22 protein-coding genes and 1 CRISPR repeat array (1 of these 23 only partly in view) are annotated in these 23,433 nt (G+C 40.7%); of the genes, 15 read left to right on the top strand and 7 right to left on the bottom strand.

The genetic code is table 11. The features are described 5' to 3' along the window. A CRISPR array of direct repeats spans positions 1 to 5,926; the repeat unit is 29 nt; unit sequence GTTTTATCTGAACGTAGTGGGATGTAAAG; it reaches 203 nt to the left of the window's first position. 139 nt (positions 5,927 to 6,065) lie between these two features. Further along, on the top strand, positions 6,066 to 6,836 hold the full coding sequence (locus CS060_RS11610; protein WP_035050962.1) for a DUF4405 domain-containing protein: 771 nt from the start codon (positions 6,066 to 6,068) through the stop codon (positions 6,834 to 6,836). Between the two features lie 30 nt (positions 6,837 to 6,866). Here CS060_RS11610 and sigK read toward each other — a convergent pair whose 3' ends face one another. Further along, positions 6,867 to 7,580, bottom strand: a complete 714-nt coding sequence (gene sigK / locus CS060_RS11605; RefSeq protein ID WP_035050965.1) for an RNA polymerase sporulation sigma factor SigK — start codon at positions 7,578 to 7,580, stop codon at positions 6,867 to 6,869. Positions 7,581 to 7,748: 168 nt separating this feature from the next. On the opposite strand from sigK, the gene CS060_RS11600 reads away from it, so the two are divergent. Continuing rightward, on the top strand, positions 7,749 to 9,062 hold the full coding sequence (locus CS060_RS11600; RefSeq protein ID WP_035046281.1) for a TrkH family potassium uptake protein: 1,314 nt from the start codon (positions 7,749 to 7,751) through the stop codon (positions 9,060 to 9,062). Positions 9,063 to 9,089: 27 nt separating this feature from the next. On the opposite strand, the gene motB is transcribed toward CS060_RS11600, so the two are convergent. The 3 genes from motB to pssA all read right to left on the bottom strand — a co-directional run bounded on the left by motB (position 9,090) and on the right by pssA (position 11,289). Beyond that, a complete protein-coding gene (gene motB / locus CS060_RS11595; RefSeq protein ID WP_035046279.1) occupies positions 9,090 to 9,845 on the bottom strand; it encodes a flagellar motor protein MotB in 756 nt (251 codons plus the stop codon). Then, a complete protein-coding gene (gene motA, locus CS060_RS11590) occupies positions 9,829 to 10,629 on the bottom strand; it encodes a flagellar motor stator protein MotA (RefSeq protein ID WP_099668984.1) in 801 nt (266 codons plus the stop codon). The genes motB and motA overlap by 17 nt, the downstream gene beginning before the upstream one ends. 120 nt (positions 10,630 to 10,749) lie before the next feature. Next, positions 10,750 to 11,289, bottom strand: a complete 540-nt coding sequence (gene pssA, locus CS060_RS11585) for a CDP-diacylglycerol--serine O-phosphatidyltransferase (RefSeq protein WP_035046277.1) — start codon at positions 11,287 to 11,289, stop codon at positions 10,750 to 10,752. A gap of 124 nt (positions 11,290 to 11,413) precedes the next feature. Here pssA and CS060_RS11580 point away from each other — a divergent pair, with 124 nt between their 5' ends. Next, on the top strand, positions 11,414 to 12,211 hold the full coding sequence (locus CS060_RS11580; RefSeq protein ID WP_035046275.1) for a phosphatidylserine decarboxylase: 798 nt from the start codon (positions 11,414 to 11,416) through the stop codon (positions 12,209 to 12,211). A gap of 8 nt (positions 12,212 to 12,219) precedes the next feature. On the opposite strand, the gene CS060_RS11575 is transcribed toward CS060_RS11580, so the two are convergent. After that, a complete protein-coding gene (locus CS060_RS11575; protein ID WP_035046273.1) occupies positions 12,220 to 12,360 on the bottom strand; it encodes a sporulation histidine kinase inhibitor Sda in 141 nt (46 codons plus the stop codon). 281 nt (positions 12,361 to 12,641) lie between these two features. Here CS060_RS11575 and CS060_RS11570 point away from each other — a divergent pair, with 281 nt between their 5' ends. The 8 genes from CS060_RS11570 to CS060_RS11535 are packed head-to-tail and all read left to right on the top strand — an operon-like array spanning position 12,642 to position 17,629. Next, positions 12,642 to 13,154 carry a YqeG family HAD IIIA-type phosphatase gene (locus CS060_RS11570; RefSeq protein WP_035046271.1) on the top strand — a complete coding sequence of 171 codons (513 nt, stop codon included), beginning with the start codon at positions 12,642 to 12,644 and terminating at the stop codon, positions 13,152 to 13,154. Between the two features lie 5 nt (positions 13,155 to 13,159). Further along, positions 13,160 to 14,263: a ribosome biogenesis GTPase YqeH gene (gene yqeH / locus CS060_RS11565; protein WP_082180237.1), complete on the top strand. Its 1,104-nt coding sequence runs from the start codon at positions 13,160 to 13,162 to the stop codon at positions 14,261 to 14,263. 19 nt (positions 14,264 to 14,282) lie between these two features. After that, positions 14,283 to 15,110 (top strand): shikimate dehydrogenase, encoded by an 828-nt coding sequence (gene aroE / locus CS060_RS11560; protein ID WP_035046268.1) that lies wholly within the window; start codon positions 14,283 to 14,285, stop codon positions 15,108 to 15,110. After that, a complete protein-coding gene (yhbY, locus tag CS060_RS11555; protein ID WP_035046266.1) occupies positions 15,104 to 15,397 on the top strand; it encodes a ribosome assembly RNA-binding protein YhbY in 294 nt (97 codons plus the stop codon). The genes aroE and yhbY overlap by 7 nt, the downstream gene beginning before the upstream one ends. A gap of 10 nt (positions 15,398 to 15,407) precedes the next feature. Further along, a complete protein-coding gene (locus CS060_RS11550; protein WP_035046264.1) occupies positions 15,408 to 15,974 on the top strand; it encodes a nicotinate-nucleotide adenylyltransferase in 567 nt (188 codons plus the stop codon). Further along, positions 15,964 to 16,539: a bis(5'-nucleosyl)-tetraphosphatase (symmetrical) YqeK gene (yqeK, locus tag CS060_RS11545; protein WP_035046261.1), complete on the top strand. Its 576-nt coding sequence runs from the start codon at positions 15,964 to 15,966 to the stop codon at positions 16,537 to 16,539. The genes CS060_RS11550 and yqeK overlap by 11 nt, the downstream gene beginning before the upstream one ends. Then, positions 16,536 to 16,892: a ribosome silencing factor gene (gene rsfS / locus CS060_RS11540; protein ID WP_035046259.1), complete on the top strand. Its 357-nt coding sequence runs from the start codon at positions 16,536 to 16,538 to the stop codon at positions 16,890 to 16,892. Before yqeK ends, rsfS begins: the two co-directional genes overlap by 4 nt. Continuing rightward, complete coding sequence (locus CS060_RS11535) at positions 16,889 to 17,629, top strand: class I SAM-dependent DNA methyltransferase (RefSeq protein WP_035046257.1); 741 nt, start codon at positions 16,889 to 16,891, stop codon at positions 17,627 to 17,629. The genes rsfS and CS060_RS11535 overlap by 4 nt, the downstream gene beginning before the upstream one ends. 60 nt (positions 17,630 to 17,689) lie before the next feature. Here the strand turns inward: CS060_RS11535 and comER are convergent, their stop codons facing one another. After that, positions 17,690 to 18,520 (bottom strand): late competence protein ComER, encoded by an 831-nt coding sequence (gene comER / locus CS060_RS11530; protein WP_035046255.1) that lies wholly within the window; start codon positions 18,518 to 18,520, stop codon positions 17,690 to 17,692. Between the two features lie 77 nt (positions 18,521 to 18,597). Here comER and CS060_RS11525 point away from each other — a divergent pair, with 77 nt between their 5' ends. Genes CS060_RS11525 through CS060_RS11515 form a run of 3 tightly spaced genes read left to right on the top strand, consistent with a single transcriptional unit; the run spans position 18,598 to position 21,954 of the window. Continuing rightward, positions 18,598 to 19,188, top strand: coding sequence for a helix-hairpin-helix domain-containing protein (locus CS060_RS11525; protein WP_035046253.1), 591 nt, complete (start codon positions 18,598 to 18,600; stop codon positions 19,186 to 19,188). 45 nt (positions 19,189 to 19,233) lie between these two features. Beyond that, the gene (locus CS060_RS11520) at positions 19,234 to 19,701 is read left to right on the top strand and encodes a ComE operon protein 2 (RefSeq protein WP_035046251.1); all 468 of its coding nucleotides are present in this window, start codon (positions 19,234 to 19,236) and stop codon (positions 19,699 to 19,701) included. 18 nt (positions 19,702 to 19,719) lie between these two features. Continuing rightward, a complete protein-coding gene (locus CS060_RS11515; protein WP_099668988.1) occupies positions 19,720 to 21,954 on the top strand; it encodes a DNA internalization-related competence protein ComEC/Rec2 in 2,235 nt (744 codons plus the stop codon). A gap of 48 nt (positions 21,955 to 22,002) precedes the next feature. On the opposite strand, the gene CS060_RS11510 is transcribed toward CS060_RS11515, so the two are convergent. Then, positions 22,003 to 22,137, bottom strand: coding sequence for a YqzM family protein (locus CS060_RS11510; protein ID WP_035050740.1), 135 nt, complete (start codon positions 22,135 to 22,137; stop codon positions 22,003 to 22,005). Positions 22,138 to 22,376: 239 nt separating this feature from the next. On the opposite strand from CS060_RS11510, the gene holA reads away from it, so the two are divergent. Beyond that, positions 22,377 to 23,357 (top strand): DNA polymerase III subunit delta, encoded by a 981-nt coding sequence (gene holA / locus CS060_RS11505; protein WP_099668983.1) that lies wholly within the window; start codon positions 22,377 to 22,379, stop codon positions 23,355 to 23,357. The last annotated feature ends 76 nt before the right edge of the window (positions 23,358 to 23,433 follow it).

Here is a 23,433-nt window from a genome sequence, read left to right as displayed (position 1 = left end):
ATCTGAACGTAGTGGGATGTAAAGTTGTCATGTACTTCGTCACATACGCCCCAACGTTGTCACGTTTTATCTGAACGTAGTGGGATGTAAAGAATCGAAGACGTTCACGTGGACGACTTCCAGCGGTTTTGTTTTATCTGAACGTAGTGGGATGTAAAGACACCGATCTCAACGCCAGCCGCACCAGCTACAACCGTTTTATCTGAACGTAGTGGGATGTAAAGCGCATAACTAACTTGAACTTGAGAAGAAGAAGAAAGGTTTTATCTGAACGTAGTGGGATGTAAAGTGTCATATTCCTTGTTTAAATGGTTTAACAGACTAAGTTTTATCTGAACGTAGTGGGATGTAAAGAAAAAGCCTGTCCTCAAACTTGACGCCACAGGGCGTATAGTTTTATCTGAACGTAGTGGGATGTAAAGAGATGAGAGAAGAATTATTTATTTTAAGATTTATATATGTTTTATCTGAACGTAGTGGGATGTAAAGGGGAAATCGGTAAGCTCACTGCTTGTCATAATCGTGAGTGTTTTATCTGAACGTAGTGGGATGTAAAGAAATGTAAAGGAGTACAGAAAGGCGCTTTGCTCCCTCGTTTTATCTGAACGTAGTGGGATGTAAAGTCTCATCTCTAGGGAGCTATTTGAGGCAGCGAATAAAGTTTTATCTGAACGTAGTGGGATGTAAAGGGATCAGGATACGGCTGATCAATCGGAACAACAATCTCAATGTTTTATCTGAACGTAGTGGGATGTAAAGTTTGATTGGTATTATGTGGTGACATCGGTGTCTAGGTTTTATCTGAACGTAGTGGGATGTAAAGAGATGAGAGAAGAATTATTTATTTTAAGATTTATATAGTTTTATCTGAACGTAGTGGGATGTAAAGTGTTTAGCGGTTGTTATAACGCGGATAATAAATTTGTTTTATCTGAACGTAGTGGGATGTAAAGAGCCTTTCACGCGTCTGTTTCCAATAAGTCACATACATGTTTTATCTGAACGTAGTGGGATGTAAAGGCGTGCGAGAACGCGGACAACGTAGTAAACAGAAAGAGTTTTATCTGAACGTAGTGGGATGTAAAGCTAAACATTGCGACTCTCGCCCAAAAAACTGATGAGTTTTATCTGAACGTAGTGGGATGTAAAGAAAGAACAAGAAGGAACACCGGAAACGGGTAATGCACGTTTTATCTGAACGTAGTGGGATGTAAAGAGCAGAAACCCGCTAGGCTAAATTTGTAATTACTTTGTTTTATCTGAACGTAGTGGGATGTAAAGTGATTTGCCTGTCTATCATTCTGTCAGATTGACACAGTTTTATCTGAACGTAGTGGGATGTAAAGGATTCTCGCTTGAACGTTGTTTTTTATGAGAAAAACAGTTTTATCTGAACGTAGTGGGATGTAAAGGAGGTTCAAGACTCTGTGACTTCTTCAATGAGTGAAAGTTTTATCTGAACGTAGTGGGATGTAAAGAAAGGTAGCATACGACCTTGTGAATCTGTTACTTGAATGTTTTATCTGAACGTAGTGGGATGTAAAGTTGGATTGACGATCAAGTTTCACGAACAATAGCGAGGGTTTTATCTGAACGTAGTGGGATGTAAAGAATACAAAACCTAGTGACAATGCTAATAGGTGGAAGAAGGTTTTATCTGAACGTAGTGGGATGTAAAGACAATAAGGTCATAGAGTTCTTGAAGAACATCAAGCACTAGTTTTATCTGAACGTAGTGGGATGTAAAGGTATTGACAGCAACAGAAGAGTAGAGAATCACAAAGTTTTATCTGAACGTAGTGGGATGTAAAGTCAACCTTCACCAGCTTTATTTCGCGAGGCGGTTCAGTTTTATCTGAACGTAGTGGGATGTAAAGCATTCATAGCGTCATGGTATCGCCGCTTGTACTTCGCCGTTTTATCTGAACGTAGTGGGATGTAAAGTGAGCAAGCTGGCGTTGCTGTTGATGTTGTGCGTGATCGTTTTATCTGAACGTAGTGGGATGTAAAGGATTATGGTCGTCAGATAGGTACGAGAAGTTCTGTTACGTTTTATCTGAACGTAGTGGGATGTAAAGTGCTAAATCTGTCGAAATTTGCAAAAGAAATAAAAAAGTTTTATCTGAACGTAGTGGGATGTAAAGAGGGAAAAAACGCGCCAACTATGCTGTGTTGCGTGAAACGTTTTATCTGAACGTAGTGGGATGTAAAGAGTCTTTCCTAACAATGGCTTCACTGATTATTTTAAATGTTTTATCTGAACGTAGTGGGATGTAAAGTCAAGATCGTTTAAAATTTATGTTTTAAATAGACTTGGTTTTATCTGAACGTAGTGGGATGTAAAGCCATTGTACTACACGCATACCCGACAGGTCTAGTGCCTGGTTTTATCTGAACGTAGTGGGATGTAAAGAAAGATAAGATGCAAGTTGTTGAAGGACTAATTCGTCGTGTTTTATCTGAACGTAGTGGGATGTAAAGATTAATAGTGCAAAAAACACTATTAAAGGTATATTGGGTTTTATCTGAACGTAGTGGGATGTAAAGGTGAATGCGATTCGAGATGCTGTTCCTTCGGCATTTGAGTTTTATCTGAACGTAGTGGGATGTAAAGAAGGCATTTGCGACAAGTCTGAAATTGTCGTGATATTGTTTTATCTGAACGTAGTGGGATGTAAAGTAGATCGTCAATAGAGGAGTTTTTTAGATTTTGCCTTTCGTTTTATCTGAACGTAGTGGGATGTAAAGCAACTTTTTACTCTAACTTTTTACTTTGCTTGAAGTTCGTTTTATCTGAACGTAGTGGGATGTAAAGTAAGACTCTCACTTATGGCAAGAACATTTGTCTTAAAAAGTTTTATCTGAACGTAGTGGGATGTAAAGAAGTTTTTGAACCCAAATCAGAATTTACAATAGAGTTTTATCTGAACGTAGTGGGATGTAAAGGTCTCTGTTCCTGTCTCTGTTCCTGTCTCTGTTTGAGTTTTATCTGAACGTAGTGGGATGTAAAGGATGCGACGATAGAACGTGCAAAATCTTGGGTTGAGTTTTATCTGAACGTAGTGGGATGTAAAGATAACGAAATGGTGTTTATCAAACACAAGTATCGAAATGTTTTATCTGAACGTAGTGGGATGTAAAGAGTACTGCGAGTACTGTATTGCTTTTGTTCATGAGTTTTATCTGAACGTAGTGGGATGTAAAGGAAAAACAAAAACCGAAGTAAAAATATATACCGTCAGTTTTATCTGAACGTAGTGGGATGTAAAGCAAACCAAGTAACTTTATTTAAAAACACTTTAAAGGTTTTATCTGAACGTAGTGGGATGTAAAGGTATAATTTAGCGGTTAAAGTGGTACTACCAGTACCGTGTTTTATCTGAACGTAGTGGGATGTAAAGAGCGGATAGAATGATAGACCGTCAGATTCGCGGATTAGGTTTTATCTGAACGTAGTGGGATGTAAAGTGGGTTGCGTCACGCTACGATACAATGAAAATTTTCGTTTTATCTGAACGTAGTGGGATGTAAAGGACTAAAATTGAGCGTGAGCTAATTATTAAACGATATAGTTTTATCTGAACGTAGTGGGATGTAAAGATTCTCCTTGCCATATCGCTATTTGCTGAGCAACAGGAGTTTTATCTGAACGTAGTGGGATGTAAAGTGATATATGTCTTATATATGTCTTTTTGATACTAAGTTTTATCTGAACGTAGTGGGATGTAAAGGTGTCATCTGACGAACGAAGCATCATTGTGGAATATGGTTTTATCTGAACGTAGTGGGATGTAAAGTTGAAACGCTCTTGAACGAAACTGTCAAATATGAAGCGAGTTTTATCTGAACGTAGTGGGATGTAAAGATGTTTGAAACAAACGGAACGAACTGGACGGACTTGAGTTTTATCTGAACGTAGTGGGATGTAAAGAAGGAAGAACCAAAGCAGCCGACTCCGTTTGAACAGTTTTATCTGAACGTAGTGGGATGTAAAGTCACAGACAACAGACGTTGGCGGTGGTATCGGTTGGGTTTTATCTGAACGTAGTGGGATGTAAAGGTATGATACAGGCTATATCTTCAGGTATGGCGAGCTTTGGTTTTATCTGAACGTAGTGGGATGTAAAGTTACGTTTCTAGTTACAACTGACTTTCATCATCTAGGCGTTTTATCTGAACGTAGTGGGATGTAAAGCCATCCTCATTACCTTTATACGGTTCTATCGCCGCGTTTTATCTGAACGTAGTGGGATGTAAAGTTCTGCAGCATCCTGAACACTCGTTTATGTTAGCAAACGTTTTATCTGAACGTAGTGGGATGTAAAGGGCATTCATACACAGGAACAAGACCAACTCACTTCAGTTTTATCTGAACGTAGTGGGATGTAAAGCCACGTCCAAGCATCCATAAATGTTTACGATAAAAAAGTTTTATCTGAACGTAGTGGGATGTAAAGTCGAACGATGTGTTAAGCAAGACAAGACAGATCGCATTCGTTTTATCTGAACGTAGTGGGATGTAAAGAGAAGAAGGTTGGAAGAGGGAGAGAAGAAAGCACCTGTTTTATCTGAACGTAGTGGGATGTAAAGACATCAGTTTTTAATTCTTTTTTAGCTAATTCGAACGTTTTATCTGAACGTAGTGGGATGTAAAGACGTTGAAAGGGAAATTTGTAAAACGAGAATTCGATGAGTTTTATCTGAACGTAGTGGGATGTAAAGGTGACATATATCGCATTGTCGCGAATTTCATCGATACGTGTTTTATCTGAACGTAGTGGGATGTAAAGTTGCAGCGATTAAATTGCTATCGTCCATTCGGGTGGGAGTTTTATCTGAACGTAGTGGGATGTAAAGATGTTACAGAATTAGAATTATTTCCTTCTACTTATTCGAGTTTTATCTGAACGTAGTGGGATGTAAAGGTGTATCCTGTTCTGGCATATTTTCATCCCCTTTCGTTTTATCTGAACGTAGTGGGATGTAAAGCCTCCCTGCGTGCTTATTAATCGCTATAATCAAGTTAAGGTTTTATCTGAACGTAGTGGGATGTAAAGTCGTGGTGAAATTCGTATGAAGTTTCGTTCTTGGCGTCCGGTTTTATCTGAACGTAGTGGGATGTAAAGCTTGGGAATTGATGAAGAATGTTGGAAACCAGGTCGAAGTTTTATCTGAACGTAGTGGGATGTAAAGGCTTCTTCTTCTTTATTCGCTTTTTGCTTCTTGTTTTGGTTTTATCTGAACGTAGTGGGATGTAAAGTTTTATATCCTTCACGTTATCCCTAAATGTCAACGTGAAGTTTTATCTGAACGTAGTGGGATGTAAAGCTTCAATCGCGCTCGGAAAAATCTCACGTGCTTGTTGTTCTTGTTTTATCTGAACGTAGTGGGATGTAAAGAAAGTGGAGATAATTCTATTATATCTATCGCTCGACAGTTTTATCTGAACGTAGTGGGATGTAAAGTGTACCTGTTCAAAAATACCAGGCTTCCCATTTGCCAAAGTTTTATCTGAACGTAGTGGGATGTAAAGTTAGGAAATAGTAAGTTTGACGAATACATTTGTAATATTGTTTTATCTGAACGTAGTGGGATGTAAAGAATGGTGAGTCTTTGAACAGTCCTGACGGTTTGTTCAGTTTTATCTGAACGTAGTGGGATGTAAAGTTTTTTGCCGACTTCAATATCAGATTTAAGTCCACGTTTTATCTGAACGTAGTGGGATGTAAAGTCGCAAATTTACCCGATTCCTTGTGTTTCTGTAGAGGGTTTTATCTGAACGTAGTGGGATGTAAAGGAAAGATACATATCGTATATCTTTCTGACGATAAGTTTTATCTGAACGTAGTGGGATGTAAAGGTAATTCTTTTTTATTTTCCATTTCAAATTTAACATCGTTTTATCTGAACGTAGTGGGATGTAAAGGTAAGGCGCTAGCGTTCTCAACGCTCCAGCAAGCTGTTTTATCTAAACGTAGTGAAATATCCCCCTTTCACTTCATTTTCACCATTCACTCGTACACTTACGGTATACAGTACATGATATGGTGAATCAGGGGGGATATGTGTTGAAGAAAAATATTGTAAAAATCATATTAGATGTATCGTTGGCGATTATGTTTGTGTTATTAATGAATCCGAGAGTGTTTAACGGATTGCCGTTTCATGAAGTGGCAGGTCTAGTGATTGGTGTGGCTGTTTTGATCCATATTGGTTTAAACTACAAATGGGTTGTCAATACGGTGAAAAACATATTCAATCGTTCGCTTTCGGGGAAGGCGAGATTTGGTTTTTTATTAAATGTGTTGTTGCTCGTTTCGATGGCAGCTATTATCGTGACCGGTATTCTTATTTCGAAAGTTGTATTTCCGCATTTTTCAGGTGGGGAAAATCATGCGCTAAGGGAGCTTCATGATATTTTTTCGAAAGTGACGCTTGTGCTTGTCGGTGTCCATATTGCATTACATTGGCAATGGATCATGGGTGTGTTTCGAAAAATATGTAAAACGAAAGAAGGGTATTGGCGCAAAAGTTCGCTTGCGATTATTGCTTTTTTACTTTTGTTATTTGTGGCAAGTATGCAATGGCTTGCGGTGAATGTGAAACCAAATGAGGAGGCGTTTAAGCCGAAGTTTGAGCAAAAAGTAGCACAAGCGAGCGAAGCATTTCCACCACCCGAAAAGTTTCGAGAAAGGGAGTTTCCACATAAAGAACATCATGGCAACAGCCAGCCGCTCCTTGTTATTTTTAGTCACTTTACTATTTGGACGTTTGTTATTGTTCCTGTTTACTACATCGAAAAACGAATGCGCAAGAAACGAAAACTTACCGTATGAAAGGTGTCCCGTGATGTTGGGACACCTGTTTTATGAACCTTTTTTTCCTTTATCATGCTTATAACATTCATGAAACAACTTCATTAACGCCCGTTTTTCGATGCGCGAGACGTAGCTGCGGGAAATGCCGAGTTCTTTGGCGATTTCGCGCTGGGTGCGTTCAGGTTGCATGTTTAAGCCGAAGCGGCTAACGATGACTTGTCGTTCACGATCGTCAAGGACGTGTAAATGTTGAGCGATATTTTCAAGCTCATTATTTTTTTCAATCATGTCGATAATGTCTTCATCTTCTGATTTTAATACATCGAGTAGACTAATTTCATTTCCGTCGCGATCTTGCCCGATCGGATCGTGCAAAGAAACGTCTTTCCTCGTTTTTTTCAGTGAACGAAGGTGCATTAAAATTTCATTCTCAATACAACGAGCAGCATATGTCGCTAGTTTCGTCCCTTTCCCTGTTGAATAGCTTTCGATCGCTTTAATTAAGCCGATTGTGCCGATGGAAATTAAATCTTCTGGATCTTCTCCGGTGTTTTCGAACTTCTTTACAATGTGCGCAACGAGGCGCAAATTGTGTTCGATGAGCTTGTTGCGTGCGTATTCATCCCCTTTTGCCATTTGTTTTAAATACATCGCTTCTTCTTTTGCATCAAGCGGTTGTGGAAAGGCGTTGTTTTTCACATAAGATACGAAAAAGACGAGCTCCTTTATAAACAAAGCAAGTGCAGAAAAAATGGTACCCATCATCGTTCACCTCGCAGGTGGTCTTTTGTTGCTTATGTATGTATATGCATTAGAAAACTTGTTCGTGTTTGGACACACGATTTTTTTTGTTTTGTGAAAGAAAATGACGTATAATTGGAAACTGTAAATATGCAAAAGAAAGAAGGATGAATCGTGAGAAGGGCAATGATGAAACCGTTAAAACTGACACCGCCACAGCTGTTAGCGTTTATGTTTCTTTTTCTCGTTGTTGTCGGTGGGGTGTTATTAAAGTTGCCGATTGCAACGGATAAACATATTAGCTGGCTTGATGCATTCTTTTTGTCCACATCCGCAGCAACAGTAACCGGACTAGCGCCCATTGATCCGGGCTCTACGTTCACTTTGTTTGGAGAAGTCGTTTTAATGGTGCTCATCCAAGTAGGTGGACTTGGAATTATGACATTTGCGGTGCTCGTTGTCATTGTGCTCGGGAAAAAAATCGGAATGAAGCAGCGCATGTTGATGCAAGAAGCTCTAAATCAGCCATCGCTTGGTGGCGTTATTCGTTTGGCACGCAATTTATTGTTGTTTTCTTTATTTATGGAGCTTGTCGGGGCGACGTTGTTAGCGATCGATTGGATTCCGAAAATGGGTTGGGCAAAAGGGCTATATTACAGTCTTTTTCACACGATCGCATCGTTTAATAACGCAGGGTTTGCATTATGGCATGATAATTTATCACGTTTTGTCGGCGATCCGATCGTCAACATCACCGTTTCTTTACTCGTTATTATCGGAGGTCTTGGCTTTACCGTCGTTTTTGATGTGTTGTACCAACGGCGCTGGAGAAAGTTATCTCTCCATACGAAGCTGATGTTAGTGATGACGCTTGTTGTGAACATTGTGGCGATCATTGCCTTCTTTCTATTCGAACATAACAACCCAAAAACGCTTGGCTCTCTTTCGCTTCGTGAGCAGCTATGGGCTGCTTATTTTCAAGGGATTACACCAAGAACGGCAGGATTTAATACGATTGATATCGGTTCACTTGAACAACCGACGGCGATGCTCATGATTTTTCTAATGTTTATTGGAGCAGGAAGCACTTCGACCGGTGGAGGAATTAAACTGACGACGTTTGCGGTTATCATTTTTGCAGTCATGAGTTTTCTAAAAGGAAAAGAAGAAACAGTGATTGCGATGAGAACAATACGTCATACAATTATTTTACGTGCGTTAGCGATTGCGTCGATGAGCATGTTGTTTATTTTTGTTGTGACGATGATGTTGACACTCACAGAAGATGCTTCGCTCCTTGCGCTTTTATTTGAAGTCGTATCGGCATTTGGGACGGTTGGGCTTTCAATGAATTTGACGCCGCATTTATCAACGATCGGGAAAGTGCTTATTATTTGTGTCATGTTGTTTGGGAAATTAGGACCGTTAACGCTTGTCTATTCGATTGCAAAGCCGAAAAAAACAAACATTCGTTATCCGAATGGCGATATATTGACAGGATGAAAAAAGCGAGGGAGCAGTCCCTCGCTTTTACTGTGTCGGCTCCTGTGGCATAATTAAAATTTCTACGCGTCGGTTTTTGGCGCGTCCTTCGGGAGTCGCATTGGAGGCGATTGGTTTAAATTCGCCGTACCCTTTGGCGCTAAATAGTTGCGGATCTAACTTTGTATTTTCAAGCAATAGTTTCATAAAGTTGACGGCGCGCATGACGCTTAATTCCCAGTTTGAAGCAAATTTTGCATTATTGATTGGCACGTTGTCTGTATGTCCGCTAATGACGATGTTGCGCGGCGGATTCATGACGAGCAAATTCGATATTTTTTTGGCGACATTACGATATTGTGGCTTAATATCAGCGCTGCCTGAATCAAACAACACGTCGTTTGCGATCGTCACAAGTAACCCTTCCTCTGTCATCGCCACAGATAATTCTCCGCTCAATTGATTCGTCTTGACGTATTCGTTAAATTTACTTTGAATCTTTTTTAATTCCTCGTATTCTTCTTTTGAAATTTTAACGTACGGCTTCTGATTCGGCGAGTCTTTAATGACAGAATCCATCTCTTCTCGTTCAATCGGGCTTAAATATTGTAGTGCCCCTGTACCGCCTGTAAATACGCTATTAAACGCGCGCGCAATTTCCATAAACTTTTTCGAGTCAATTTGACTACTTGCGAACAATACGATAAATAACGCAAGCAGCAACGTCAATAAATCGGCGTACGGAATTAACCAGCTTTCATCGACATGTTCCTCATGATGATGTTTTTTATGCTTTTTCGCCATTATTTTGAGCTCCTTGTCCTAAAAGTTTTTGACGTTCGCTCATCGGTAAATAAGAAGCTAATTTTTGCTCAATCGCTCGCGGTGCTTGTCCTTCAATAATGGAGAGCACTCCTTCAATCATTACTTGCCGCACTTTAATTTCTTCTTTCGATTTACGCTTTAGCTTGTTTGCAAATGGGTGCCAAAGAACGTATCCTGTAAAAATTCCCATGAGTGTCGCAACGAACGCCGCACTAATGGCGTGACCGAGACGTTCAATGTCAGACATATCTTGCAGGGCGGCGATTAATCCGACGACGGCACCAAGTACCCCTAGCGTTGGAGCGTATGTACCAGCTTGTGTAAAAATCGTCGCATTCGCTAAGTGACGTTCTTCCATTGCTTCAATTTCTTCAGTCATGACATCACGAATAAATTCTTGCGACTGTCCGTCAATGGCTAGACTTAATCCGTTGCGCAAAAACGGGTCATCGATTTCGGCTACTTTTGCTTCCAAAGCGAGCAATCCTTCGCGGCGAGCAATGTTTGCCCATTCAACAAACAGCGGAATGAGTTCTTCGATTTTTGGTGTTTTTGACTCTTTAAAAATGACGCCAAACAGTTTCGGCACTTTCGAAATTTCTTTCGTTGGAAAGGCGATCGTGACGGCTGCCGCTGTCCCTAATAAAATGATTAAAATCGCAGCGGGGTTAATGAGCACGGCCGGGCTTACCCCTTTAAACACCATTCCGACACCGACAGCGATAATGCCAAGAATGAGCCCGATTAAGGACGTACGGTCCATGATATCACCTCTAGTTGTTGTAGAATGAAAAATAAATCCAAGTTTATCATATAATTTATCCGAATGTTTGAAAAGGGAAATTTGTACGAAAAAAACCCTTGAAGTGGAAAACTCCAAGGGTTAAATTTTCTTTAACTTAAATGAGCCGACCATTAAAAGAGAAAGCGTAAAAATAATAAAAATAAAGACGTAAGGCGGGAAGTAATGAATCGTTAAATAGCTAAGCGTCAATAAACAACCTGCGGCTGTAATCGGCAAACCGGTGAAATATCCGTTGCTTTCCGTAATATTAAATCGCGCAAGACGAAATGCGCCACAGCCGATATAAAAAATCGTAAAAAATGAGCCAGGTGCGCCAAATTCGTGCAATAATCCTTGATAAAGTAATAGTGCAGGTGCTACTCCAAATGATATAATATCACTCATTGAGTCCAATTGTTTCCCTAAGTCTGATTCGATGTTCATTTTCCGAGCGACTGTTCCGTCAAAACGATCGGCAAGTGCTGCCAGAAAAATAAATAATACAGAGACATTCAGCTGGCCTTTCACCGCAAACAAAATGGCGAAACCGCCTAAGCTTAAGTTTGTCAACGTCAATACGTTTGCCGTATGCGCTTTAAGTTTTTTAATGGTATGATCAATATAATCCGATAAAAACATATAAATTCACTCCTTTATTGAAATCGTGCCGACCCACTTGCCAAAAATATCACTCGGTTACTAATATTTTATTGATAATAAGCAAACTAGTAAAGGATATTCTTTACTTTAGGAGGGAAAGTCGTTGTTGAAGTGGTTATATCGACTATTTATTGAATTGACAAATCAACCATTGACATCGAAGTGTCTCGCTTCATTCACACGCTCAAAATGGAGTCGTTTAGTCATTCCATCTTATGCGAAAGTATATAAAGTTAATGAAGAAGAAATGGAAAAAAAGTTGCACGAATACGAAACGCTCCAACAATTGTTCGTCCGCACATTAAAAGAAGGGATTCGTCCAGTTGATACACATCCAAATAGCGTCGTCAGTCCTGTTGATGCGGTCATCGAAGATATCGGCATCATTACGGATCAAAAAGAAATAGTAGTCAAAGGGAAAACGTATTCCATTCGTGAAATGCTTGGCGATGACCAGATAGCTGAAAAATATTTGCATGGAACGTTTATTATTTTGTATTTAAGCCCGAGCCATTATCATCGCATTCATAGTCCAATATGTGGGGAAGTTGTGAAGCAGTGGGAGCTTGGGGGCAAGTCATATCCGGTAAACCGACTTGGATTGAAATATGGCAAGGCTCCTCTTTCTAAAAATTACAGAAGAATTACCGAATTGTGTACAAATGGTATGTATACGGCTATTGTGAAAGTCGGAGCGATGTTTGTTAACAGCATTGAATTAACGCATGAGCGTGATTACGTGAAAAAAGGGGAGGAAATCGGATATTTTTCATTCGGTTCTACGGTTGTGTTATTGTTTGAAAAAGACGTGTTTACGTTAGACGAACAAATTGTTCCGCCACTTGAAGTAAAAATGGGACAACGAATCGGCTTTTTGGCGCAAAAGAAAAAGAGCCACTAAAGGCTCAATTATGATGTTTGTTTCAGTTTATGGTCAAGACGGCGACGGAAAATTTCACGTTCAATGAGTTGGATAAATTCTTTACTTAATTGTAACTCTTTCGCTTTGTAGTATGATTCGATTAATAAGTCATCGGGCAAACATTTCATTTTTTTCGCCTCCTTGAGGTATACACGAATACATGTATACATATAATGGTAGGTTTATCTTTACTTTACCATAAATCAACGACGAGAACAATTGTTCCGGTTATCCACAAGTGGTGGTGGATAAGTTGTGGATTCATTGTTCATAACATGAAGAAAAAGTTGATAAATATGTGTGGATATTGTGTATAAAGTTATCCACAACAAACGAAAACCGTCAAATTTTGTCGAAAAATTTTACAATTTGTTTATTTATGTAAAAAACAGAGAAGGAATGAGGAAGTATGTTAAAATATTTTTTGCCGAACGAACATGCGAAAAGTATTTTTGAAATTACCCCACAACATTTAAAACAAAAAGGAATCAAAGGAATTATTACCGATTTAGACAATACGTTAATTGAATGGGATCGTCCCCTTGCGACGCCGGAAGTTGCCAGTTGGTTTGAACAAATGAAACAAAACGGCATTCAAGTGACAGTTGTATCGAATAACAATAAAAAACGAGTCGAAGCATTTGCGAAACCACTTGGAATCCCGTTCATTTTTGAAGCGCGCAAGCCGTTAACGCGGGCATTTCAACAAGCGTTGCGCGACATGAAGCTAAAAAAGGAGGAAGTCGTCGTCATCGGCGACCAGCTTCTTACCGATGTGTTTGGCGGTAATCGCCTCGGCTTGCATACGATTTTAGTCGTCCCTGTGGCTCAAACAGACGGCTTTTTTACTCGTATGAATCGAAATATTGAAAGAAGAATTTTAAACATGATGCGAAAAAAAGGTATGATTCATTGGGAGTGATAATGATGAGTGAACAAATCATTTGTATCGGATGTGGAGTAACGATTCAAACAGAAGATGAAACCAAAATTGGATATGCGCCTCCTTCAGCACTTGAACGCGATCCGATTATATGTCAACGTTGTTTTCGGTTAAAACATTACAACGAAGTGCAAGATGTATCTTTAACAGATGACGACTTTTTAAACATTTTGCACGGCATCGGACAAGCGGATGGACTTGTCGTGAAAATTGTTGATATTTTCGATTTCAATGGAAGTTGGTTGCCAGGTTTGCATCGGTTTGTCGGAAAAAAAGATGTGTTGCTTGTCGGCAATAAAGTGGATTTGTTGCCGAAGTCTGTCAAACACGAAAAGGTCACGCGGTGGATGAAACAAGCAGCGCGTGAACTCGGCTTGCAGCCACGCGATGTTTTTTTAGTAAGCGCCAATAAAGGTGATGGAATGAAGGAAGTGATGGCGGCGATTGATGAGTATCGCAACGGAAAAGATGTATACGTCGTCGGTTGCACGAACGTTGGAAAATCAACGTTTATTAATCGCATCATTAAAGAAGCGACGGGTAAAGGAAATGTCATTACGACGTCATATTTCCCGGGGACAACGCTTGATATGATTGAAATTCCGCTCGATGATGGTTCGGCTCTTTACGATACCCCTGGAATTATAAATCATCATCAAATGGCGCATTTCGTTGACAAGAAAGATTTAAAAGTCATTACACCGAAAAAAGAAATTAAGCCGAAAGTATATCAATTGAACGAACAACAAACGTTATTTTTTGGCGGGCTCGCTCGGTTAGATTATGTGAGCGGGGGAAGACGTCCATTTGTATGTTATATGTCGAATGAATTGTTTATTCATCGAACGAAACGTGAACATGCCGATGAATTGTATGAGAGACATCTTGGTGAATTGTTGCAGCCGCCGCGCAAAAGCTATTGCGAGCAATTTCCACCGCTTGTTGCCCATCATTTTACGTTAAAAGAACCAAAAACAGATATCGTTTTCTCAGGACTTGGCTGGGTGACATGTCACGAGCCAGGGGCACAAGTCATCGCGTATGCGCCAAAAGGCGTTGGGGTAATGTTGCGGAAGTCGCTCATTTAACACAAAGGGGGAGAGGAACTTGAAATTATTTGCGCTGATCGGCTGTCCTGTTCATCATTCGTTATCGCCGCTTATGCATAACGATGCGTTTCAATCGTTACATATTGATGCGCATTATCATGCGTTTCACGTCGAGCCGCATATGTTAAAAGAGGCGGTAGAAGGCTTAAAAGCGTTACAATGCGCCGGGTTTAATGTGACGATTCCACATAAGACAGCGGTGATGGAATATATGGATGAGCTTGATGAAACGGCTAAGCAAATGGGGGCAGTCAACACAGTCGTTAATGAAAATGGAAAATGGGTTGGCTATAATACAGATGGTGAAGGATTTGTCCGAGCGTTATGCGAGCAAATGAACATTGAATTATCCGGCGTACGCATATTGATTATCGGTGCAGGTGGAGCGGCGCGCGGCATTTATTTTACCCTTTTAAAACATGAAGCGGCCGCTATTGATGTATGTAATCGCACAACAGAAAAGGCAGAGGCGTTTATTCAAAAAGAACGGTCAGCTGTGTATTCGCTTGAACAAGCAGAAGAACGGTTAGGAGCGTACGACATCATCATTAACACGACGTCTGTGGGCATGTATCCGCATGTCGATATGATGCCGCTTTCTCTTCATTCGTTGAAAAAGGGGACAATCGTCAGCGACATTATTTATAATCCATTGATGACAAAACTTTTGCAAGAAGCAAAAGAAAAAGGGGCGCGCGTGCAAAACGGTGTAGGCATGTTCGTCTATCAAGGTGCACTAGCGTTTGAAAAGTGGACAGGGATCTTTCCAAATACGAAGCGAATGGAAGAAATTGTTATACAAAAGTTAGGAGGAAAAACATGTTAACAGGAAAACAAAAACGATTTTTACGTTCTTTAGCACATCATTTAACACCGATTTTCCAAGTGGGAAAAGGTGGCGTCAATGACAATATGATTAAGCAAATTGCCGATGCACTTGAAGCGAGAGAGCTGATTAAAGTGAGTGTATTAAAAAATTGCGAAGAAGAAAAAGAAGTAGTGGCAGAGCAGTTAGCGCAAGGTGCAGGGGCGGAAGTTGTCCAACTGATTGGGCATACGATCGTATTATATAAAGAATCGCGTGAACATAAACAAATTGTGTTACCGAAATAGGAGCGTTGTGGTGAAAAAAGTAGGCATTTTAGGTGGGACGTTTGATCCGCCTCATTACGGGCATTTATTAATTGCGGATGATGTACGAACGGAGTTACAGCTCGATGAAATATGGTTTATGCCAAATTATATTCCGCCCCATAAAGATAAACAAGTGACAGATCATATGCATCGCGTCAATATGTTGCAGGTGGCGATTGCGGATCAGCCGCACTTTCGCGTGGAAACGATTGAACTTGAACGAAAAGAGCGATCATATACGTACGATACGATCGTTTTGTTAAAGCAAAGATGTCCGGATACGATGTTTTATTTTATTATTGGCGGGGATATGGTCGAATATTTGCCGCATTGGTATCGTATTGATGAGCTCGTTCAACTTGTGCAATTTGTTGGGGTGAAACGACCGGGCTACTCTCTTCGTACATCGTATCCAATAATAGAAGTAGACGTGCCGGTATTTGCGGTCTCTTCTTCGCTCATTCGTGAACGGATTCAAAGTGGGAAAAGTGTCACGTATTTGTTGCCAGAAGCGGTCCAATTATATATAAAGGAGAATCGTTTGTATGAAACGTGAAGAAGCGTTAGCAATTGTGCGTAAACAATTGAAAGAACAGCGGTATATTCACACATTAGGCGTGATGGAAACAGCCATTGAACTGGCGAAGTTGTATGGAGCTGATGTACAAAAGGCGGAATTGGCTGCGATTTTTCACGACTATGCAAAATTTCGTACAAAAGAAGAGATGAAGCGCATCATTATTGAACAACATATGCCCCAAGATTTGTTAGCATATAGCCCAGAGTTATGGCATGCGCCTGTTGGGGCATATTTAGTCCAAACGGAAGTCGGCATTCAAGATAAAGACATTTTACAAGCGATTCGTTATCATACATCAGGAAGGCCGAATATGACATTGCTTGAGAAAATTGTATATATCGCCGATTACATTGAGCCAAATCGTTCGTTTCCAGGTGTTGACGAAGTGCGTGCATTAGCGCGAGAGCATTTAGATCGTGCGCTGTTTCGAGCGCTTCAAAATACGATTCAATTTTTAATGGACAAACGTGAACCGATTTATCCAGATACGTTTCATACGTATAATGATATAGCACAAAAATTGAAGGGGGTTTCATCATGACAGAACGAGATATTTTACGTATTGCAGTACAAGCAGCGGATGACAAAAAAGCCGAAAACATCGTGGCGTTAAATATGAAAGGCATTTCGCTTGTCGCGGACTACTTTATGATTTGCCACGGCCATTCAGATAAACAAGTACAAGCCATTGCGCGTGAAATTAAAGAAAAAGCTGAAGAGCATGATGTTGTAGTGAAACGTGTCGAAGGGTTTGATGAGGCGCGGTGGATTTTAGTGGACTTAGGAGATGTTGTCGTTCACGTGTTTCATAAAGAAGACCGCGAATATTACAATCTTGAACGCTTATGGGGCGACGCACCGCTTGAACACATTGAGAGTGATCTTGGGGCATGACGTACGAACGATTTGCCAGTTGGTATGATCAATTAATGAGCGATGCTCCATACGATGCGTGGTGTGCTCTCGTTGAACGAACGGTTGCTTCCCATAACGTTGGAAAACGGCTACTTGATCTCGGATGCGGTACAGGGGAGCTTGCGATTCGTTTAGCGGAAAAAGGGTTTGACGTCACCGGTGTCGATTTGTCTGAACAAATGTTGACCATTGCGCAAATGAAAGCAGAAGAGCAAGGGATGAACCTCTCGTTTTTTCAGCAAGATATGCGCGAATTTGGCCCGTTTGAGCCGTTTGATACAATCGTTATTTTTTGCGACTCGCTCAATTATTTATTACAGGAAGAAGACGTCATCGCCACGTTTTCGCGCGTATATGATCAATTGCGTCCGGGTGGCTTGTTTTTGTTTGATGTGCATTCTTTATTTAAAATGGAAAACGTCTTTTTACACCATGGGACGTTTGCGAGCAATGATGAACAAGTGAGTTATATATGGCATTGTTACGAAGGACCGTGGCCGCATAGCGTCGAACATGAACTTACGTTTTTTGTTCAATTACAAGAAGGTGTGTATGAACGAGTCGATGAAATGCACGTACAGCGAACATATGATGTGGATCAATATGTGATGTGGTTAAAACAAGCAGGATTTCGCTTGTTGCATGTATGGGCAGATTTCACAGAACAGCAACCGACAAAAGAAAGCGAGCGCATTTTCTTCATCGCGCAAAAATAAAATCCCAAAAGTGCCTTACTTTTGGGATTTTTCTTTAACAAATAAGCAGGATTTTTTTTGTTAATCGCGAATATTGTCGATTTGTTGGCGCACCCTTTCTGTTTCTTCATAAAACTTTTCGTGTGTTTTTTGAAAAACGTGGACGAACAAGTCCCCGACTTCTTTTTCCAACACTTCAATGCCTGCTCCTGTAATGCCGCCTTTCACACACACTTTTTCCTGCAATGTCGGTAGCGTGTACAATTGCTGTTCAAGCAATGCCCCTAGCCCAATAATCATATCTGTCGCTAACGTTGTTGCTTGTTCTCTCGTAATGGATGTTTGTTGAACGGCTGCATCGATAAACTTTTGGATTAAGTAGCTGAAAAAAGCAGGACCGCAGCTCGTTAAATCAGAAGCGATGCGGGTGATAGGCTCGTCTATGTATATTGGGCGAGAAATGGAGCGGAATAGTTGTTCAATTGTTGTCCGATCTGCTTCTGTGCAACGTTCACTTACAGTAATTAGCGTATTTCCAGCGAGTGCCCGATTTGTAATGCTCGGAATGGCGCGGACGACATGACATGGCACGAGTGACTCAAGTTGCTGTATGGAAATTGGGCTCGTAATTGATACGATACAGTGATAATCAGTCAAATGCGGACGTAGTTGCTTTAAAACGGCAGGCATATGCAACGGTTTTGTACAAATGAAAAGAATGGTTGCGTGTTTTGCTACTTCTTCATTCGTCGCCACGACGTGGACGTCCGGGTAACGTTTTTGTATATTGTATGCTTTTTCAAGCGTCCGATTCGTAATGAATAGTTGTTCTGGCTTTACCGCATTTCCGTTAATAAACGATTCAATTAAAATCGTTCCCATATTTCCTGTTCCAATAAAACCTATATTCAACGGTACTCCCCCCTTATCCGTCACCACTATACGTCATATGTATGCACGAATAATGCTTTTTATGAAAGGATGGAAGCATGAAGTGGATAAAAACATATGAACGTTGGATATATGTAGGCTTAATTGTCATTGGAGCGATCATTTGGATCGTGCAACAACAAGAGGACGCCCCCGTACAACCGCTCCCTTTAGAGCAGGTAGAACAAGAGGAACAGCAAGAACAACAAGTAGAGGAACAAGCCTCCGTTATTGTCGATGTGAAAGGAGCCGTCAAAAGAGCTGGGGTATATGAAGTGGCACCGACAAGCCGCATTCACGACGTCATTCAACTGGCAGGAGGATTAACAGACGAAGCGGATGAGACGAAAGTGAACTTCGCAATGAAAGTGCATGATGAAATGGTCATTTACGTACCGAAAAAAGGCGAAGAAATAATCGAACTAGCGGACACACATATGCCAGACCGAACAAACGGAAAAGTAAACATTAATACAGCGACCGCCGAGCAATTGCAAACGCTACAAGGCATCGGTCCGGCGAAAGCATCTGCGATTATTGCATATCGTGAGGAGCATGGACCGTTTCAAAAAGTCGAAGATTTGTTGAATGTGAGTGGAATCGGTCCGAAATCACTTGAAAAAATAAAAGAACAAATTGTCGTTCGCTAAAATTGACGATAAACTAAAGGCATAATGGACAAGGGGGAGAAGTAGATGGAGCGAATTACATGGGATCAATATTTTATGGCCCAAAGCCATTTATTAGCGCTACGTAGCACGTGCACAAGGCTAGCGGTCGGGGCAACAATTGTACGCGATAAGCGCATTATTGCTGGGGGATATAACGGTTCGATCGCAGGTGGGGAGCATTGCATTGATGAAGGATGCTATGTCATCGACAACCATTGCGTGCGTACCATTCATGCAGAAATGAATGCCATTTTACAATGTGCGAAGTTTGGTGTGCCGACAGAAGGGGCAGAAATATATGTCACCCATTTTCCGTGTTTACAATGTTGTAAGGCGATTATTCAAAGCGGGATAAAAGCTGTTTATTATGCGAACGACTATAAAAACCACCCGTTTGCTTTGCAATTGTTCGAACAGTCTGGCGTAACGGTCAAGCACGTCCCGTTTGATGTAAACTCGATTCCAACATTTTTTCATGCAAAGGGGAGATGACGTATCGTTTATGTGGCGATGGCGGCCGTTTTGGCCGTCTTGTCTATGTTAACAAAATCGGTTGTTTGTTTTATATTGTCATTTGTGTATAGTTTCTTTTTACTTTGGCGGAAGCGTACGTTATTTTTCGCTTGCATGTGCTGTTATTTGTTTTTCTCGTTGTGGAGCAGGTGGGCAGCTATGCATAATGTGACAACGCTTTCAGGGGATGAAACGACATTTTCTGTCCGATTCATTGCTCCGATTTATATTGACGGCGATCAAGTGAAAACGACTGTCCAATGGCAAAAGGAACGATTGCAACTCGCCTATCGTCTTCGAACAGAAGAGGAAAAACGAAAATGGGAAGGCATTCAAATTGGGACAGCGTGCTTACTAAAAGGGACGCTGGAACGCCCTTCTTTGCCGACAAATCCGTATGCTTTTAATTATCGTCGCTACTTGTTTTACCAACGCATTCATTGGATCGTTCGCCCAGCTTCACTTGAACGTTGCATGCGTACAAATGTAACATGGATAGAACGATTACAAACGATTCGACAACAAGGCATTCGCTACATTCAACACCATTTTCCAAATGACGTTAGTGCGTTTATGCAAGCGTTGATTTACGGTGAACGAAGCGATATAGAGCCAACAGTGTTGGCGGGTTATCAAAAGTTAGGGCTTATTCATTTACTTGCAATTTCAGGTTTGCATATGACATTGCTCATTGGTGGTTGTTTTTATTTGTTTATTCGCTTCGGCATTCCGAGGGAACGAGCGACGATCATATTGCTTGGATGCATTCCGCTGTATGTTGTTTTAGCCGGTGCCGCTCCGTCAGTGATGCGTGCAGCCATTATGACAAGTTGTTTTCTCCTTTTTTCGTCTCGTCTTCGTACGCTTGATGCATTAAGCGTCGCTTCTCTTCTTTTACTACTAAAGGACCCATATATTATCTTTCATCTTGGTTTTCAATTATCATTTCTTGTTTGTTTTGCATTAATGATTTGCTCTTCGTTCATTCAAAACGAACGCTCTGTTGTTCGTCAATTGTTCATGACATCTTTCATTGCACAAATAAGTACATTACCACTTTTGCTTTATCATTTTTACGAAGTGTCTCTTTTATCCATTCCGTTAAATATCATCTTTGTTCCACTTTATTCGTTTATCATTTTGCCGCTTTCCTTTGCAGCATTCCTTACCCACTTGTTTATGCCATTTATTAGTTCTCTCATCATATATGTACTGACGGTCGTAATTGAATATGCGAACGCACTTGTTGTTTCATTAGCCGATACGTCCGTGCTTACACTCGGTCGTCCACCACTATTGTTGCTTGTTGCTTATATCATTGCGATTTTCCTTTTTTTTCTTTCTTTCGAATACAGAAAGTACGCGGTTATATTTCGTTTTTCGTTCCTTTTTGTCATGATCGCGCATTTCATTTGGCCATTTTTTCGCCCGATCGGTGAAGTTGTGATGCTAGACGTTGGGCAAGGGGATAGTATATATATTGAACTGCCTTATCGAAAAGCTGTTTATATGATTGATACGGGTGGAACGATGTCATTTACTGATGAACATTGGAAAAAACGGAAGCAATCGTTTCGTGTTGGAGAAGATGTGATCGTTCCGTTTTTGAAAGCAAAAGGAGTTCGGACCCTTGATGCACTCATTGCCACACACGGTGACTTTGATCATATTGGTGATGCAACTGATATATTCAATGCTGTTCGTGTGCGCAAATTAATCGTTGGCATGCAACGAAATGGTTTAATCGAATCGGTGATGGAGCAAGCGATAAATAAAGGAACACGTGTACAAATGGTGAAAAGTGGTGATCGCTGGACGGTTGGGAAAGCGCAATTTCACATTCTTTCTCCATTTGGAAATGAAGAGGCGACAAACGACGGTTCGATTGTGCTGTATGCATTGATGGGAGGAGCATACTGGCTATTTACAGGTGACTTAGAAGAAAAAGGAGAGCAACAAATTATGAGAACGTACCGTTCATTGCCGGTTGACATATTAAAAGTAGGGCATCATGGGAGCAAAACGTCAACGTCTGAACCGTTTTTACGGCATATACGTCCGAAACTGGCGCTCATTTCAGTAGGTCGTCGTAACCGATATGGTCATCCGCACCGTGAAGTCATCGAACGTTTACGTCACTATGACGTGCGCCTATTTCGGACGGATGAACAAGGAGCTATCGTGATTCGCTTTCATAAGAAGATAAGCACCATTCAAACGTTCTCGCCATAATATACAAGAAAAAAGAGACTGCAGCATGCAATCTCTTTCGGACGTTCATTATGCACCGAAAAATTTAACAAGTGTGGCGATAATGAACATGGTGGCGAAAAAGCCGAATGATACCATGAAGCCGACAGCCGAGTCAACGGCGTCGTTGCGCGTACATTGAACGTTTTTTTCAAATTCGTTCATGACCATCCCTCCTATTTTCTCACCATTAGTATAAGGGAAAAATGAGAGAAAATCTACATCGTTGACAACAGTTGTCACAAATAGTTCTCGCCAGATCGGAAAAGATAATGATACCCGTTGGACAAACAAGTTCCTAGGGCTTGTCTTCCAACGTTTAAATAAATGGGAGTTGGCGATTTTCATCTGCTAACTCCCTTGTAAAATGCTCCGAAACGTTGTATGTTCTTTAAAGAAAGTCGATGAAGAATGGGGAAGAGAACATGGAACAGCTATATGTCATATATGGTACGGAGCATTTTTTAATCAAACAAGCGTATGAACAAATTATTCGGCGGGCGTTATCAGACGAAGAACGTGAATGGAACGTAAGTACATATGATTGTGAAGAAACATCTATTGAAGTAGCGTTAGAAGATGCCGAAACACTCCCGTTTTTTGGAGAGAGAAAAGTTGTAATCGTCAAACATCCGTATTTTTTAACAGCGGAAAAAGGGAAAGAAAAAGTAGAGCACGACGTGAAACGGCTAGAAGCTTATATTGACAAACCTGCTCCGTTTTCAAGTGTCATTTTTGTCGGTTCGTATGAAAAACTTGATGAACGAAAAAAAGTGACGAAAGCGTTATTAAAAAAAGCGCATGTCATTGTTGCTAAACCGTTAAATGAAAAAGAATTAAAACAATGGGTGAAAGGACAATGTCAAATTGATGATAACGCGATTGACGTATTGCTTACATTAGCAGGGACCGATTTAGCGACATTAGCGAACGAAATCGAAAAGCTTATGCTTTTTGCTGAGGATCGTTCTATTACAGCTGACGATGTTCGGTTGCTTGTATCGCGTACAATTGAACAAAACGTATTTACCCTCGTAGAGCAAATCGCTAAGCGCAACATTTCAGCTGCACTGCAAACATTGCAAGATTTATTGCGCCAAAATGAAGAGCCGATTAAGCTTGTCGCATTATTGGCTAGCCAATTTCGGCTCATTTATGAAGTGAAAGAATTGATGAAAACAGGATATGGTCAACAACAAATTGCCTCGATATTAGGTGTTCATCCGTTTCGTGTAAAAATGGCGGCAAGTTATGCGGGCGGATTTTCAGAACAGCAGTTGATGCACATTTTATACGATTTAGCGGAAACCGATTATCAACTCAAAAGCAGTGCGATGGATAAACAGTTGTTGTTGCAGTTGTTTTTCTTAAAGTTACAGCGGTAGAGAACAATCTACCGCTTTTGTTGGTGTGCTCGGCATGGGTGCAATCTATAGGGTGAAAGTCCCGAACTGCGAAGGC

The sequence above is a fragment of the Anoxybacillus flavithermus genome (assembly GCF_002742685.1).
In the GTDB taxonomy this organism is placed as follows: Bacteria; Bacillota; Bacilli; order Bacillales; family Anoxybacillaceae; genus Anoxybacillus; species Anoxybacillus flavithermus_E.
Note: the sequence above shows the minus strand (reverse complement) of the source record. Positions and strands in the feature narration are given on the sequence as shown.

Excerpts from the sequence above, each read along its gene's own strand:
- CS060_RS11535 (WP_035046257.1), top strand. The coding sequence starts at position 16,889 with ATGACGTACGAACGATTTGCCAGTTGGTATGATCAATTAATGAGCGAT.
- CS060_RS11515 (WP_099668988.1), top strand. The coding sequence starts at position 19,720 with ATGGCGGCCGTTTTGGCCGTCTTGTCTATGTTAACAAAATCGGTTGTT.
- yqeK (WP_035046261.1), top strand. The coding sequence starts at position 15,964 with ATGAAACGTGAAGAAGCGTTAGCAATTGTGCGTAAACAATTGAAAGAA.
- CS060_RS11525 (WP_035046253.1), top strand. The coding sequence starts at position 18,598 with ATGAAGTGGATAAAAACATATGAACGTTGGATATATGTAGGCTTAATT.
- CS060_RS11575 (WP_035046273.1), bottom strand. The coding sequence starts at position 12,360 with ATGAAATGTTTGCCCGATGACTTATTAATCGAATCATACTACAAAGCG.
- motA (WP_099668984.1), bottom strand. The coding sequence starts at position 10,629 with ATGGACCGTACGTCCTTAATCGGGCTCATTCTTGGCATTATCGCTGTC.
- yhbY (WP_035046266.1), top strand. The coding sequence starts at position 15,104 with ATGTTAACAGGAAAACAAAAACGATTTTTACGTTCTTTAGCACATCAT.
- CS060_RS11510 (WP_035050740.1), bottom strand. The coding sequence starts at position 22,137 with ATGAACGAATTTGAAAAAAACGTTCAATGTACGCGCAACGACGCCGTT.
- holA (WP_099668983.1), top strand. The coding sequence starts at position 22,377 with ATGAAGAATGGGGAAGAGAACATGGAACAGCTATATGTCATATATGGT.
- yqeH (WP_082180237.1), top strand. The coding sequence starts at position 13,160 with ATGAGTGAACAAATCATTTGTATCGGATGTGGAGTAACGATTCAAACA.
- pssA (WP_035046277.1), bottom strand. The coding sequence starts at position 11,289 with ATGTTTTTATCGGATTATATTGATCATACCATTAAAAAACTTAAAGCG.
- sigK (WP_035050965.1), bottom strand. The coding sequence starts at position 7,580 with ATGGGTACCATTTTTTCTGCACTTGCTTTGTTTATAAAGGAGCTCGTC.
- CS060_RS11600 (WP_035046281.1), top strand. The coding sequence starts at position 7,749 with ATGAAACCGTTAAAACTGACACCGCCACAGCTGTTAGCGTTTATGTTT.
- rsfS (WP_035046259.1), top strand. The coding sequence starts at position 16,536 with ATGACAGAACGAGATATTTTACGTATTGCAGTACAAGCAGCGGATGAC.
- CS060_RS11570 (WP_035046271.1), top strand. The coding sequence starts at position 12,642 with ATGTTAAAATATTTTTTGCCGAACGAACATGCGAAAAGTATTTTTGAA.
- CS060_RS11520 (WP_035046251.1), top strand. The coding sequence starts at position 19,234 with ATGGAGCGAATTACATGGGATCAATATTTTATGGCCCAAAGCCATTTA.
- motB (WP_035046279.1), bottom strand. The coding sequence starts at position 9,845 with ATGGCGAAAAAGCATAAAAAACATCATCATGAGGAACATGTCGATGAA.